Source organism: Acinetobacter sp. WU_MDCI_Abxe161 (assembly GCF_025514355.1).
Classification (GTDB): domain Bacteria; phylum Pseudomonadota; class Gammaproteobacteria; order Pseudomonadales; family Moraxellaceae; genus Acinetobacter; species Acinetobacter pittii_E.
In genome coordinates this window covers 31,862-46,852 of the sequence record NZ_JAHPTU010000008.1, presented here as the reverse complement: position 1 = coordinate 46,852, position 14,991 = coordinate 31,862, and the positions used below count along the sequence as shown (strand labels likewise).

Here is a 14,991-nt window from a genome sequence, read left to right as displayed (position 1 = left end):
TTCCAAGTCATGGTTTAACTCCCGCAGAAGGCTGAGCGAGTGCTGAAACAGGATTTTCAGTTCTTGCTGGAGCAGCTTGAGCTGGTGCTTGCTGAGCAGATACCACACGAGCTGCTTTATCAGCAGTGACTTTGTCAACCAGTTGCATACCTGCATAACCACGGCTTGAACCGATACTGCCTGAATTGCTGCTAATGAGACGGAAATTCATTTTTACAAATAAAGATGGATCAGTTTTACTACGCCAAAGCATTTCAAATCCGCCATTTTGTTCTTTACGCTGAGCACTATCAATTAAACGGTTAATACCATACTCACCCGGCTCATCAAAAATCGTATGCGTTTGGCCTTGTAAATCTACTGCAGTAATACGAGCGCCCGGAATACTTCCTTGGTTTGGCCAAATGAAGTTAACCCACTGCTGAACACCATTTTCATAAGTCATACGCTGACCATCGATATCAACGGTATATGAAAGTAACTGTGGGTTTGGAATTGGGTAGAACTGGAAGTTCGATTGGTTGGTTGCTGGTGCCGCAGGAGCTTGAGCATTCAACTCACCTGTTGCCATACCATTGGCTGGTGAAACATATCTTTGGAAATTCATGACGAATTGAGGGTTTAAACTAATTCCTAAATCTTTCCAAGTTTTAGACGTTAATGTATAACCACGACGAATCACAAATGGATCTAGGCTTTCTTTGACAAAGCGAGAAATACTACCGTTCTCACCCAAGATTTGACCAATTTCACTACTTGTCGCCTGCAAAGAAGCTGATGAGTTAAATGGATATTTCTTAGCAAGATTTGCTGTAAATGGCTGATAAGCTTGCATTACCCATAATTTGTTAATTTCGTCTTGGGTCGGTGTAATTAAACTTTCAAAAGCTTGCGTAAGTGGACTAACTACCAATTTTTGTAGTAATCGCTGATCAATTTCATTGAAACCAACCGCCATTTTTTCATCGACAATTTTTTGAGTTTGGTTAAATACAGACGTTTGCTCATTAAGGGTTTGCTTGACTAATGTCATCGCATTAGGTCCAATTTCACCCGCATTCTTAAGCTCGTTAAACTTACTACGAACTAGAGCTAAATTTATCATATATTCATCAAGCAATGACTTACCTTGTTGGTCATCACGTTTGCGAACCAACTGATAGAACATTTGGTATTCTTGAGAAATAGCGCCTTGAGCATTATTTGCCACTTGATTAGCAACTTGCTTATCATCATGATTTAAAACTTTACGCTTAAACCATGCAATAAATCCTTTTTGTGGAGCTGCGAGCTCAGCTTGAACAACCGGATTATCCCAGTTTGTTTCGACTGCTACTCTCTCAATTAATGTTCTAATTGGAGAATTTTGCGGTTCACCTAAGACATCAATATTTTTAACTTGCTGAGCAAATTGACCAGCTTTAGCATAGTGAATACCACTTAAGAATTTTCTCCATTCCGCAATATATTCTTGCTTATAGAGAGCTGTCAGCTGCTTTCTAATTTGCTCTGGGCTACCTGAGAAAGTTAGATCATCCGATTGACGACTATTTAGCACCCAATCTTTACTATCTGTTGGCTTATCCGCAGCCTCTTCAATTGCTTTTTCTACATAGTCATTCCATGCCTTTTGAGTAAATACACCAGGCAATGCATAACTTCCTAATACAACATTTTTATTGGCTTCACCTACAATCTGACTTACAGTCAACGCAGGGAAACGTACGGCTGCACGCATTTTTATTTCATTATAAACACGATCACGTGCAGGCATTCCTCGAACAACCGAAAGCAATACTTGACGTGTTTGATCTACAATTTGAGAGTCAGCTTCTAAAACTGGGAATTGCTTATCATTTGCTAAAGTCATTGCGTAAGACAAGATCTGTTCAGCTTCTTGAATCATGTCTGCACGTGGCATTTGGCCTTTATTTGCATCTAACCAAGAGCGCCAGAAACGCGTAACCTGATCGCTGAGATGACTTGCATCCATATATTGTGGATTACTCATCATTAAATAAGCTTTTAATGCGTTATAAGCATCTTGAGGATTGGTATCCGAAGGCTCCAAATATTGTTGAGACTGCGCAGTCTGCTTAATCTCAACATTCGTATGATTCGCTTTTAATGTTGCTTCATTATTTTTTACACGTTGCAAATATTGAGCAATGTTTTGCTGTGTCGGCGTTAATACAATTTGCTTAACACCTTTTAAATATTCGGCTTTTAGCTTTTCACGAAGCTCATTGCCCTGATATAAACCAAAACTAAATTTAAGTGGTCTATTTTCATCAAACTCGTCTAACTGCTGTAGACGTCTTTGAAGAATTAGCAAAGCTTCTAATTGAGTAGATAGTTGCTGACCAGAAGCTCTTTCTAATTGAACTACCTTATTTAAGTCAGCTTGCACTTCACCAATTAATTGTTGGTTGTTACGATAAGACCAAACCCATACACCTAAAATAATTGAAACACCCGCTAAAGCACCAATAAATGCAATATAGCGCTGACGTTTTCTGCCCGTATTTACATGCTGCTTAACTAAATCTTTATCTTTTAAAATAACATCTGAAAATAGACCATTTAAGAAATAGCCATGATTAGGTGTATTTTTTGAATAATCTTTTAAATCACTTTGAGCAATTTGAGTCAGCTGAAATTCTTGGGCAATTTGTTCAGTCATTGGACTTTCAATTACACCTTCCTGCAAAGCACTGGTGAAGTAAAACCCACGGAAAACAGGTTGAAATTGATATGGATTATCTTCAAAAAGTGTACCAATAAAGCTTTTTAAAGCTGGTTTTAGTGTTTTAAACTCTAATGGGAAAGTCATTACACTTGGTGAAATATTTTGCGAATGACGGCGGCTTAAATGAGTCGAACTTACTCCTTTTAGACCATCGTAAAGAATGTTGTAATGTTTTTCGAATAATTCTACAGCATTATGTGATGAACTCTGTTCATATGGAAGCGTTGCTCCCCAAGCTTGGTTGTATTCTTGAGCTTCGTAAAACTCAAAGAATTCAGTAAAACCTGCAATTAAGTCCATCTTTGAAAAGACTAAATAAACAGGCACAACAACTTCTAAACGTTCAGTGAGATCTTGAATACGTGCACGTAAGTTTTTAGCAAGCTTTAATGAGTTTTCAGGACTTTGACTAATGAGCTCAGCAATACTAACAATTAAAATCAAACCATTGACTGGCGCTTTGGAACGGTTCTTCTTCAAAATATTTAAGAAACCTAACCACTCAGAATGATCTTCACTATAAACAGAATAACGACCTGCTGTATCGAGCAAAATACCTTCTGTAGAGAAGAACCAGTCACAATTTCGAGTACCACTTAAGCCAGCAGATACCATTTTCTGATGCGTTTCTTCAAATGGAAACTTTAAACCAGAGTTATAAATAGCCGAACTTTTACCTGCTGCCGGGTTACCAATAACCATGTACCAAGGAAGCTCATATAGTGCAGCATTACCTTTTTTATCACCCAACTTAGATTTACGAATCAATTGAATTGATTCTTTCATTTGTTGATTAATAAGCTGAAGTTCTTCTTTATCTTTATTTTTGCCATATTCAGCTTGGTTATCTTTTTCAATTGCTTCAGCTAGCTCTTCACCTTGAGCAGCATGCTTTCTTCTTTGAATAAGCCAATAGATACCATAAACAATAAGACCTAAAGCATAGGCAGTTGCTAAAGCCCAGAATATATGACGAGGAATTGAAGTATATGAAGACATCAATGCCACGAACAATGACACGGCGATAATTGCTTTAGGATTCGTGATGTACTGCCACAAGTAGCCTAAAATTGTATGCATTCTATTCTCGTTCTAAGTCCAAAGTTTAAATTAGTTATTCAACACCATCGCATCATCTTCTGAATTTTCAGTGACAGATTGCACAAATGTGTGTGCTGACACTGTATTTTCTCCAAAGACAAAAGGAATGATATGTTCAGGAAAATGCATACTCAGCATAAAGCCATAAATATCAGCTAAATGCTGGGTATGCCCTAATGAAGATTTCACATAAATATAGTGATGCGGTTCTACAGGCGTTTGAAGAAAGTGCTGCTGCAATTTTTTCGAAACTTTTATATCGGTCTGATCTGACAATATCAGTACATAAGGCTCCTCACCTTCATGCTGAGGCAAATCATTAAATTTAAAATTATTAAAAAGCTTTGCTGTATCTTGTTGGCCCACAACAACTTTCAGTGCCTTAGAAGGTTCTAATTCCTGAATTTTTACTAGAGGATCGGCCAGTAAACAGCTTGCCGCAAATTCAGCAGGAATATAATCTTTAATCATCCAAGATTTTTCATCGACCAGATCCTGATCAATTTCAGAATCAGTTACGACCAACAAGAAAATCTCATGTTCTCTTTTATGAATACCTTTTAATAGGTGTATCAACTCTTGGTAAGCGAGTTGCTCTCCAAAAAAATGATATTCAATATGGAGCTTTTGAGCAGGAATACCAATCTCAGCAAAGAATTCTAAAATTAATTCATTACTTTGGTCATCATTCCAGATATGTAATAAATCCTCCGAAAGAAGGATGTGTAGATTTAAGCGATTTAAACGATAAACTTCTACAATCGGCATTTGAACATCATCATATTCAGACTCAGGATCCACCCATGCCGGATGCATCTGATATTCACGGGCCTGTTGCGACTCATAAAATAAAGTTGAACGTTTTAAATGTTCGGCTAGAAGATATAAATTTTCTATATTTTGTTCTAGTTGCTGTCTTATCAATGACATCATACGAACTTGTCGTGGAGACGCATATTCGCTCTCCTCACGTTCCTCTTCATCCAAATCTTTAATTCTGTAAGATAAAAGAGGCAATCCGTAAGAATTTAACAGTTGATCATCCAACTCTGGACTTTTAAAGTTTTGTAGCTGCTCAATAATACTTTCATTCTCACCTAACGCATGTAAAGCAAAAGCAGAGTAAATATTAAAATCTAGCTGTTCTAATGGTTGATCAACTACTGCGTTTTGTTTTTGACTAGCATCATCATCTTTATCTTGATTTATAGCTTGTTCTTTCTTGTCTTTATAAGTCTTATAAGCGCTATAAACTAACCATGGCGATAAGATCACCAAGGTAATAACTGCGGGTAGCATCAAGAAATAAAGGAAAAAATCTCCTTTATCTGGATTATATTGAACATCACGCCAGTAGAAAATAATAATTCCACTAACCAATGAAAAAATAGCAATGAATGAGAGTAATATTTTTTTAATCATATTTTCTCTCCAATAAGGCTATAGCACGTTTCATGGTTATGTACTTTTGGTTGTCGTGATATGAGAAAAGAACCCTGCCCTAAACCACTCTCGTTATTGTGAGTTAAGCAAATGGGTTGTATTTCTGACTCATCCAAGATAAGCCGCAGATCTATCGATAAAGTTGGGCTACACCAAGTTTCCACGAGCTTTTTAAGCTTTAAACTTAACTCTTGATTTGGTAAGAAATTTAGATATTGCTGACGTTTTAATGGCCCAATTTGAATTTCAATTTTTCCATCAATCTGCTGAATGGTTTCCCCACAAAAGGTATTAACACCAAGTAAACTCGGCTGATTTCCACCCAATGTTGTTAATTGATCACTTACCAACTTAAAAGATTCTTGTACGAATTCTTTAATCGTAATGTCATGTTTAAAAATACATGACAGCATCGTTTTTAATGCATGGACTGTATTATTTTGTCCCTGCATTAATCCTGAAAATTCTGCAAAATATTCATCCAAATCAGCTTGTTGATGCTGTGATCGCACATAGCCATTCAAAGCATGCAGAATATCTAAATAATCGTTTTTATGTTCTATCTCATATCTAATCGGCAGATTATAGGTAATACTAGACTCTACATATTGAGCAGTAAGCTTATGATTAAATAAGCTTAAAAACTCTTTAGTTTCAGCTCGTTGCTGACGTGGAGCCTGTTTAATTTTATTCGTATATGTATAAGGCAAAGCACCTTGTATGCCCGTAAGACCAACGATTAAATTCGTAATATAAATTCGCTCGTCCGTTAATTCTAAATTTTCAATCTCTGTAGCAGGAAAATTTAAATTAAAGGATGTCTCAAACTTAAAATAATCACTCCAAGATGAACACATTGCACGACTTGAATCGTGTCTTAATAGTCGTGTGGCTTGAATAAATTCAAAAGACTTGGGCTTAGTAAAGAGCTCAGCTGTTACAGAAGAGTCTTGCCACCAACGTTCTGACTGCATTGGTATAACTCCTGCTGAGATGAATAATCCTTAACAACCAAATCAACAAAACTATTAATTTGAACCTTTAAATTAAAAACACGACTTAGCAATTGACTAAAAATGTATAGGCTATGTCCTCTAAATACCGATGAATCAATCTGTAATTCTGCTTTTACCCCTCTTACAAACATTGGGAATGGTTTTCCATCTACAAGCTTGTGAGTGAGTGAAAATTCGAGATGTTTGATTGACTCAATAATTAGATAATTTTCTTTTGATAAAGGTAAGTTGTACAACGCAAGTAACTCTTTAATATGAGATACCGCATCACCTTTCATTAAAGCTAAACTATTTAATGAAAGATGCGAAATAACACGCCACTGCTCACTCTGGCTTTGACCAAATTGATAAGGTTTTGTAGGTCTTTTTAAAACAATGGCACGGCGAGCCAAACTACTATCATTTAGATTTAATATATTATTGGACTGTCCTAATGCTTCATGTGGTAAGTCACGATTTGAGCATAATAGTTTAGTACTAATAAAATCTGAACGTGTTGAAGAAGGATTTAAGTTTTTTGAAATAATTGAATAACCCATTTCGACGAAATTGGGTTGTAGTTTTTGATAATTCACCGAATAGAAAAAACGTGCCGTGTCAGAATGATAGTGGCTCATCGCAAAAAAAGGCAGTACTGGAACATAACTTTCTTCTTGACTCGTTTTTTCGCGAACCATATTCATTTCAGTAATTGAATACACCTGATAAAACTCAGGATGATGAGCATCTGTAATCAGTGGGTATTCTAATTGTTTATGTACAATTTTTTGCGGTTCAGCATATTTTTCAAATAAATTAATGACTGGTGTAGTGAACAACTTAAAATTAGCGACATTTAATTCAGAATAATTTCGAACTACGGCTTGATCATTTAAATTTAATTTAAAATGTATCAACAGTTCAAAATTACTTTCTTCTAAAGATAAGCGCTTTAAAAAACCTAAATCGAGTTTCAGATAATTAAATTTTTCAGGAAAACAAAAATATTCCATCAGTAAACGATAAGCATGATGAGTATGTTGATCGAGTGGCAATAGACTTTCTTGCTCTGAAAAACCTGTTAACTCAAATGGATTTTTGTCCAATTCAACAATTTTCTGTCCTATTTTAACAGCAAAAGTTGTGCTCTTTTTAAAAATACTATCTAGTACTTGAAGTGGAAAATTAGAAATTGCATCTAAATAAATAGGTAATTTTTCGTTTATTAAACACGCATGAGCACGATTAAAAATTTCAAATTTAAAAGTTAAAGTCGCATTTTGACTTAAATACATATGGGCACTAGGTGTACTTTTGAACTCTAGCGCTTGCAAGCTTATCGGGAGTAATTTGACTTCTTGCGTGGTATTAAACTCACACTGAACGCCTTTAAAACTGCGAGACTTCAAAACTGTGTGTGCAGGAACAATATGTGCTTCTGTGAGCTGCTTTATTTTATTTATATCTTCAAAACTTATTACAGAACAAGCCGGAAAATGACGTAAGTATTGAGGGAACATCACCTCAAATAAGGAACGTGTAAATACGTCATAACTATCAGCAAGCTTTTTATCAATACGAGCCGAAATTAATGAAAAAGCCTGTATAAGACGTTCAATATGCGGATCATCGATCTGCTCTTGATTTAAAGATAGACGCTGAGCAATTTTCGGATATTTTTGGGCAAATTCACGAGATTGCTGACCAAATTCCTGTAGTTGTTTTTCGTAAAAAGGTAAAAGCTCTTCTATCACAACACACCCACTATGCTTAGGTTCTCGCTGAAATTACATATTGCTGCGTTGTTGGTTTTAACAATGCATCAAAAACGACAGGTTCATACAGTGGATGAATATTTAGATATGCTTGAATGCTTAAACACAATGCCCCCATATTGTGCCCATCCAACAACATCTCTACCCGTATTTGTCTTAATCTGGGTTCATGAGCTGCAATTGATTGTTCAATTGATTGGCAAATCTTGTCTCGATCTAGCGGATTAGCTGTAGAAAGCCCCACAAAATCAATAATACCGAACTGAAGTATAGATTTTTTAACTAGTGGATAATCATCGACTACATGATCCAACTTAGCGACTCGACTGTTAAGCAAGTCTTCTAAATCTTTTGCTACCGATTCTCTTAATTGCTGAATAGAAAGACCTTTTGCATAATCTTCACTTTCAGGAATTAAGCGGTCAAACAAAGTTGAACGAAATCCATAGGGATAAAGCCGATCTAAATTCATTCGAGTTCACAACAAGCATGCTTAAAGACAGCAGAGGCTAACTTTATGTCAGCCTCCACCAAATATTCACTTAAACTATTACGCCGCGTAAGAAGCAGTATTGTTAGAAAGTGACCATTTCTTAGTAACAGCACCTTTAGCAGTACCGTTAATATCTTGTTGATTGTAAGTCCACTCAACAGCTGCGTATTTCAAGCCAAACGCTTCTGTTGGAACACCTTCTTCATTAACTGTTGGAGTTACACTAGAAACTAGAACATGTTTCAATTTAATTTGTAAGTACTTGATGCGCTTATCACCATTTGCACGGTAGAAGTCGATTTGTACTTCATCAAATGTATAACCTGCTGAACATGCTTCCCATAATTTCGGGCTAGTTGCATCTAGGTCTTTAACAAAAACCATATCTGAATGTTCAACACGTTCAGCAGTATGACCACCAACACTACTTGAAGTAGCAGATTTAGGTTGACGAATGTTGTGAGACCAAGAGTTAACTTCTAACCAGCCTTTGTGCTCAGCGTCACGAGACTCTCCGTCAACTTTATACTTACCACGAAACTCAACGTATATATCTTTCATTTAGAACTTTCCTATTTTTAATTTAAAGTTATTCTTTCGCTGACCTTTATTAATTTGAGGACTGAGGTAACTCAGTGACAAGTCGTAAAGAAACTGACAACTCATCCAGCTGGAAGTGTGGTCGCAAGAAAACCACAGATTTGTAGTGACCTGGTTGAGCAGGGTCTTCTACAACTTTTACAGACGCTTCACGCAAAGGGTATTGAGCTTTTGCTTCTTGAGAAGCACCATCGTCAAGTAATACATACTGTGACAACCACTCATTTAAAAATGCTTCAACATTTCCAGCAGAAGCAAAACTACCTACTTTGTCTCTCATCATTGCTTTTAAATAATGAGCAATACGTGAAACGGCCATGATGTACTGAATTTGACTTGATAAAGCAGAGTTAGCATTTGCTGTATCATTGTCATATTTTTTAGGTTTTTGAGTTGACTGCGCACCAAAGAAAGCAGCGTAATCAGTGTTTTTACAATGAACCAAAGGAATAAAGCCTAAATCGCTTAATTCTTTTTCACGGCGATCAGTGATCGCAATCTCTGTTGGGCACTTAAATACCACTTCACCATCTTGTGTTTTAAATGTATGTACTGGCAAGCCTTCAACTAAACCACCACCTTCAACACCACGAATTGCAGCACACCAACCATGCATATCAAATGCATTAGTTAAACGAGTACCGAAAGCGTAGGCAGCATTCATCCACAAATATTCATTGTGGTTTGCGCCCGAAACATCTTCAGCAAAGTTAAACCCTTCTGTAGCTGTTCCTTCCTTTGGATGATAAGGAAGACGACCTAGTACATGTGGCAAGGTTAAAGCAACATAACGAGCATCCTCACTATCTCGGAATGAACGCCATTGAACGTATTCAGCTGTTTCAAAGATTTTTGACACATCTCGAGGACGGTCAATATCTGTAAATGACTCAAGGCCAAGAATGCTTGGGCTAGCGGCCGAAATAAATGGCGCATGGGCTGCTGCAGCAACATGAGAGATTTGCTCAAGCAAATACATATCAGAAGGCGTACGGTCAAATTCAAAATCGCCGATTAATGCTGAGTATGGCGCACCACCAAAAGAACCATATTCTTCTTCATAGATTTTCTTAAACAAAGTGCTTTGATCGAAGTCTGTAGCACCTTGGAAATCTTTTACTAACTCTTTCTTAGTCGTATTCAACATACGAATTTTAATAAGAGGGTTAGATGGAGTCTCTTGACAGAAGTAATAGAGACCACGCCAAGTTGATTCAATCTTTTGGAATTGCTCATTGTGCATGATCTGACTTAATTGATTTGAAATCAGAGCATCAATTTCCGCAATACGCTTATCAATTGATAAAGTCATATTTTCAGAAACTGTAATTGTCCCTGCCATTACTTCTTTAGCAAGTTCACCAATTAAGCTTTTTGCACGCGAATGTTCTTCTTCATTTCGGGCAATACGGCTTTCTTCAACAATCGAGTCTAAAAGCGTAGCTTGTTCATTTTCAACAAGTGGCATTGCTGCAGATTGGGTATTATTCATGATCAGCCTCCGCACTCAATTTACGAATCTGATCTGTATTTTTAAGAACTTCATCAAGTAAATCTTCCAAACGTTCACTGTTAGAAATTTTGTTTCTTAAATCAGTTAAACGCTCACGTGCTTCAACAAGTTTTTTTAATGGATCAACCTGTTGAACCACATTTTCAGGACGAAAATCTTCCATTGACTTAAATGTTAAATCAACAGCGATTTTACCACCCTCTTCTGTCAACGTATTATCTACTTGGAAAGCAGCTCTTGGAGACAAAGACTCCATAACTTCATCAATGTTATCTAAATCAACATTAATAAATTTTTTATCTTTTAATTTTGTACGCTCAAGCTCAGATGCAGCCGAAAAATCACCCATCACACCTACAACAAATGGTAGTTCTTTCGCTTCTTTTGCATCACCAATTTCGACATCATATGTAAGCTGAACACGTGGAGGTCGAATTCGCTGAAGCTTCTTTTGTACGCTCTCTCTCTTAGCCATAAGATTCTATTCCGGATTATTTAATTAAAGGGTCAAAAGGCGAACTTTTTGATTTATTCACAGTGGCTGCAGGTGCAGTTTTAGGTTTTACTGTAGTCGTCTTTGCTGGGCTTGATACTCGTTTATTTGAAGTTCTAGAAGTACTCGCTTTATTACGCGTTACATACTGTTTTTTATAACTTCTCTTTTCATTATCATCTGAGCTACTATCAGAACTCGCTTTAAAGCTCGATGGATCAGGAGCAGGCATCGCAGTGTGAATATTCTCAATTAACTGCTTTGCAGGAGGATAAGTCACATCATTGCTTAAATATCTCAATTCCTGAGTACGCATTTGCTGCAAAGAATTATTTGCAATGCTCACACCAGATAAAAACAAGACATCTGTTATTAATGAACCGCGTATATTTTGACTTTGCAATTGACTTGCTAAATTCAATGCTTTAACTGGTTGATTGGTCTGATAAAACCGCATAGCAGCTTTAGCTAATAAATCATTTTTTTGAGTTGTATTATCGCTATCACAAACTTGTTTAAAAATATTCAATAACTCAGGATCATTTTGACCTTCAGCTAAAGGGTTCTTCTTAATACAACTTTTTTTAAGTTTTACAGGCTCTAGTTCTGCTGCTTGAGCATATGATAGACCGATAATGTTTCCAGTCAAAAAAAGTATCAAAATACTTCGTTTCAACACAACTTTCATTCCTCTGTTTTCTTATTTATTCAAGGCTTTACCGAAAAGTTAATATTCTTAAAACATTAAAAAATCAGTCTAAAAACCTTATATTCAAAAAATTTAGACGCAGTTTATCATATAAACAAACATATTTTATATAAAAATCATATCAACTTAAACTAAAAGTAAATAGTTAAGATGCTTATAAAATATAGCTTAATAAAGTTATTCTTATAAAAATATAATATTGTTATTTTTTGTAATTAAAAATAAGTTGCTGTTTTTTATAGATTAAATAAAAATTAAAACTAAACTTAAAATTATCATAAATATCACTTAGTTAAGATTTACGAAACATTTTCTTAAAAAGATTTTATCTAATAAAAAAGATAAATAGATTAAATGATTGTAAAAGATACATTTCAAATTTATGAAACTAGAAACTCGGTATAAATAAAAATCGACTTGTCAAGACTAATCTGTCTATTTGGTATATTTTTTATTTCAGTTTGTGAGAGAAAGTAGAACTAATAAAGCCCGTAGATTTGCAAATAACCATCTTTCCTTTAGAGCCAAGCTCTTGCACAACTCAAAATCATATTTGACATCAAGAAAATTAAACTATTTGGTTTTATATTTTTAAAGAATATTACGATTTTTTAAGTTTAGAAAAGCTCGTCTATTCAAAAGAGTCTTTTATTTAAGTATAAATTTATATTTTAGACTTCCAATAATTAGCTTTTTCGGGATTATATTTTGAACTACTATCATCCGAATAAATATTAAATAACAACTCTATTCTAGCCTTATTTCCATTGCGTACAGCTATTTCTGCATATCGTATTGACTCATCTAAATTTTGTTTCATACCTGCACCATTATAATATTTAAGAGCAGTATTATATTGCGCTAACGCATGTGCATGATCAGCCGCACGCTTAAACCAAACAAGTGCTTTAAGTAGATCTTGCTCTACCCCCCTCACCTCGCTCATAAGCCAAACCTACATTGTTTTGTGACTAAGATCTCCCTGTTCAGCAGCTTTTAATAACCATTTAAAAGATGCTTTGATATCCTTTTTAACGCCATCTCCACCATATAATTGAGCAGCAACTACTGTCTGGGACTGTATGAGTCCTAACTCAGCAGATCGAATAAAATATGTAAACGCTTTTGCTCTATCCTGTTTTACATTTAAACCTTTGTAATATGCCAGCCCAACATTGTGAATTGCGGAAGGGTTTCCCTTTTTAGCTCCTTCTTCAAACCACATTAAAGCTTTTTGATCATCCTTTTTTACAACTTGATTGCCATTTCGATAAATCAGTCCTAATTGAAGCATGGCATTTGAGGAGTCTAGTTGTGCAGATTTCTCAAATAGTTCTAATACTTTTTTTGGATCAAATTTTTCACCTTCGCCTGTGGCATACATAGATGCCAATACAAAAATAGCCTCAGCATCATTTGCTTTTGCAGCCTTTTCTAGTTCATGTTTAGACTTATATTCAGACACATCTTTATAATCTTTAGTCAAACCTCCGTGAGTGTATTCTTCTTTCTGTTGACTGCATGCAGATGTGACTAATATTAAGGTAATGACAAACAATCTAAGCTTCATTAAGCAACCTTTTACTTCAAAAATTTTCCTTATCAAAATAATATTCTAGATAAGGATCTTGACCTTTTAATAAGTGAGCCAATCTATTTTCTGTCCGTCTGATCGTAGTTCGATTATTTAATTCACCTTAGAAATTCCCTCACATAAAAAAGCCTATCAATTGGATAGGCCTCATACATAACGGATTAAAATATTATTGATTTTCCATAATAAAAATAATCAAAATCTTCATCTATTAACAATTCACTCTTTTTTTACACCTTTCCAATTTTGCATGTATATCTTTAGAAAATACAAAATAGAATAATGGAAGGCCCTAACGGGCTTTAAGCATCCCAACCTCGGCATTGCTCATCCACAAATTTCCCTGATATCAAGTATTATTCGTAGAGTATCACGACAAGCTAAAAATTCTAAAAAGCTAGTTCAAAACTGAACATTTCCATTGCGCTTTATAAAAATGCCCTTTCGAGCATTCAATTAACTCTCACCATCCCAGTACCAATACACTTCACCCCAGTCCGTTTCTGAAAGGATCGGTAATATGGCACCTTGCGTAAAATAAAGTCGCGTATCAGGTTTAGCTGGAGTAATCCAATGACCTGTTTTAATACAAGCTTCGCCACCTTTTACTTTTATACGCTCCGACTGTTCCTCATTTGGAGCCACATTTGATTGTGAACGTGCAAAATCCACTAATTCTTTTGGATAGAACTCATGATCACGGTATAAAGCATCATCTATTTCTAACAGCCATGTTACTGCTGCGGCTTCCCATGACCAATATCCGTAATATGTGAAACCGTCATTTATATCCGTTTGTGGATGTTGATCATAATAAGGTTCTCTACGGCTTGCTTCATACCAGCTTTCTAAATATTGCAGCATTAACGCTGGGCGTTGCTCAGGTGCAGCATTAAACACCTTGATTAACTTTCGATAAGGTAAATGTCTTCTGGCTTCATCTGGTGGAGTTCCACGGCCTGATACAAAGGGAGCAACCAGACGTTCGATTAAGCCATCTTTCTCTTGCCCTTCTGGTGTAGCTTCAACATAGTCAATAATCGGCATAATCCGGTACATTTGGTCTGCATAGCCCGTTAACAAACCAAAACAGATCAAACGTAAAGCAACATACCAGTAGTCCTCTGTACCTAAACTGATATGCCAAACATAACGCCCATCAGCATCAGGGCTTAAATTATATAAATGACTGGTTTCAGCATATTCTTCAGTCCAGTGCAGTAAGTAAGGATAAAGCTCTTTAATAAAGCTAATATCCCCACCAGCAGAATACTGCAAAGACATTAAATTCAGTGCATCTTTTAAACGCTGATGACCTGCGGCAATATATCCACCAAACTTCTTTTCTTTTTTATAATTACTAAAACCATCTGTAACCGAATACAATCCATTAAGAAATATGTCAAACCTTTCATGATATATATCTTCAGGCAGCAAAGTATCTCGATATAAATGCGTATCCTGTATCTCCAATTCTTGCCATCTTTGCCAATCTATTTCTTGATCATTGACTGTTATCGACATTC

General features: G+C 35.8%; 10 protein-coding genes and 1 pseudogene. All 11 read right to left on the bottom strand.

Annotated elements, in window-relative coordinates:
* Positions 1 to 7: 7 nt before the first annotated feature.
* Positions 8 to 3,829 carry a type VI secretion system membrane subunit TssM gene (gene tssM, locus KTI78_RS10590; RefSeq protein WP_262446066.1) on the bottom strand — a complete coding sequence of 1,274 codons (3,822 nt, stop codon included), beginning with the start codon at positions 3,827 to 3,829 and terminating at the stop codon, positions 8 to 10.
* Between the two features lie 30 nt (positions 3,830 to 3,859).
* The gene (locus tag KTI78_RS10585) at positions 3,860 to 5,272 is read right to left on the bottom strand and encodes a hypothetical protein (protein WP_262446065.1); all 1,413 of its coding nucleotides are present in this window, start codon (positions 5,270 to 5,272) and stop codon (positions 3,860 to 3,862) included.
* Positions 5,269 to 6,267, bottom strand: coding sequence for a type VI secretion system baseplate subunit TssG (gene tssG, locus KTI78_RS10580; protein ID WP_262446064.1), 999 nt, complete (start codon positions 6,265 to 6,267; stop codon positions 5,269 to 5,271). Before tssG ends, KTI78_RS10585 begins: the two co-directional genes overlap by 4 nt.
* On the bottom strand, positions 6,231 to 8,042 hold the full coding sequence (gene tssF, locus KTI78_RS10575; RefSeq protein WP_262446063.1) for a type VI secretion system baseplate subunit TssF: 1,812 nt from the start codon (positions 8,040 to 8,042) through the stop codon (positions 6,231 to 6,233). The genes tssG and tssF overlap by 37 nt, the downstream gene beginning before the upstream one ends.
* A gap of 16 nt (positions 8,043 to 8,058) precedes the next feature.
* A complete protein-coding gene (gene tssE / locus KTI78_RS10570; protein WP_002048404.1) occupies positions 8,059 to 8,535 on the bottom strand; it encodes a type VI secretion system baseplate subunit TssE in 477 nt (158 codons plus the stop codon).
* Between the two features lie 78 nt (positions 8,536 to 8,613).
* Positions 8,614 to 9,117, bottom strand: coding sequence for an Hcp family type VI secretion system effector (locus KTI78_RS10565; RefSeq protein WP_016141469.1), 504 nt, complete (start codon positions 9,115 to 9,117; stop codon positions 8,614 to 8,616).
* Between the two features lie 49 nt (positions 9,118 to 9,166).
* Entirely contained in the window at positions 9,167 to 10,648 is a 1,482-nt protein-coding gene (gene tssC, locus KTI78_RS10560) for a type VI secretion system contractile sheath large subunit (RefSeq protein ID WP_016141470.1), read from the bottom strand.
* On the bottom strand, positions 10,641 to 11,144 hold the full coding sequence (gene tssB, locus KTI78_RS10555; protein WP_005041656.1) for a type VI secretion system contractile sheath small subunit: 504 nt from the start codon (positions 11,142 to 11,144) through the stop codon (positions 10,641 to 10,643). Before tssB ends, tssC begins: the two co-directional genes overlap by 8 nt.
* A gap of 16 nt (positions 11,145 to 11,160) precedes the next feature.
* Entirely contained in the window at positions 11,161 to 11,850 is a 690-nt protein-coding gene (locus KTI78_RS10550) for a hypothetical protein (protein WP_025470336.1), read from the bottom strand.
* A gap of 685 nt (positions 11,851 to 12,535) precedes the next feature.
* Positions 12,536 to 13,441, bottom strand: a pseudogene (locus tag KTI78_RS10545) (tetratricopeptide repeat protein).
* Positions 13,442 to 13,921: 480 nt separating this feature from the next.
* Complete coding sequence (locus KTI78_RS10540) at positions 13,922 to 14,989, bottom strand: PoNe immunity protein domain-containing protein (protein WP_224991581.1); 1,068 nt, start codon at positions 14,987 to 14,989, stop codon at positions 13,922 to 13,924.
* Between the last annotated feature and the right edge of the window lie 2 nt (positions 14,990 to 14,991).

Coding starts and splice junctions, on each gene's coding strand:
- tssM (WP_262446066.1), bottom strand. CDS start 3,829: ATGCATACAATTTTAGGCTACTTGTGGCAGTACATCACGAATCCTAAA.
- KTI78_RS10585 (WP_262446065.1), bottom strand. CDS start 5,272: ATGATTAAAAAAATATTACTCTCATTCATTGCTATTTTTTCATTGGTT.
- tssG (WP_262446064.1), bottom strand. CDS start 6,267: ATGCAGTCAGAACGTTGGTGGCAAGACTCTTCTGTAACAGCTGAGCTC.
- tssE (WP_002048404.1), bottom strand. CDS start 8,535: ATGAATTTAGATCGGCTTTATCCCTATGGATTTCGTTCAACTTTGTTT.
- KTI78_RS10565 (WP_016141469.1), bottom strand. CDS start 9,117: ATGAAAGATATATACGTTGAGTTTCGTGGTAAGTATAAAGTTGACGGA.
- tssC (WP_016141470.1), bottom strand. CDS start 10,648: ATGAATAATACCCAATCTGCAGCAATGCCACTTGTTGAAAATGAACAA.
- tssB (WP_005041656.1), bottom strand. CDS start 11,144: ATGGCTAAGAGAGAGAGCGTACAAAAGAAGCTTCAGCGAATTCGACCT.
- KTI78_RS10550 (WP_025470336.1), bottom strand. CDS start 11,850: ATGAAAGTTGTGTTGAAACGAAGTATTTTGATACTTTTTTTGACTGGA.
- KTI78_RS10540 (WP_224991581.1), bottom strand. CDS start 14,989: ATGTCGATAACAGTCAATGATCAAGAAATAGATTGGCAAAGATGGCAA.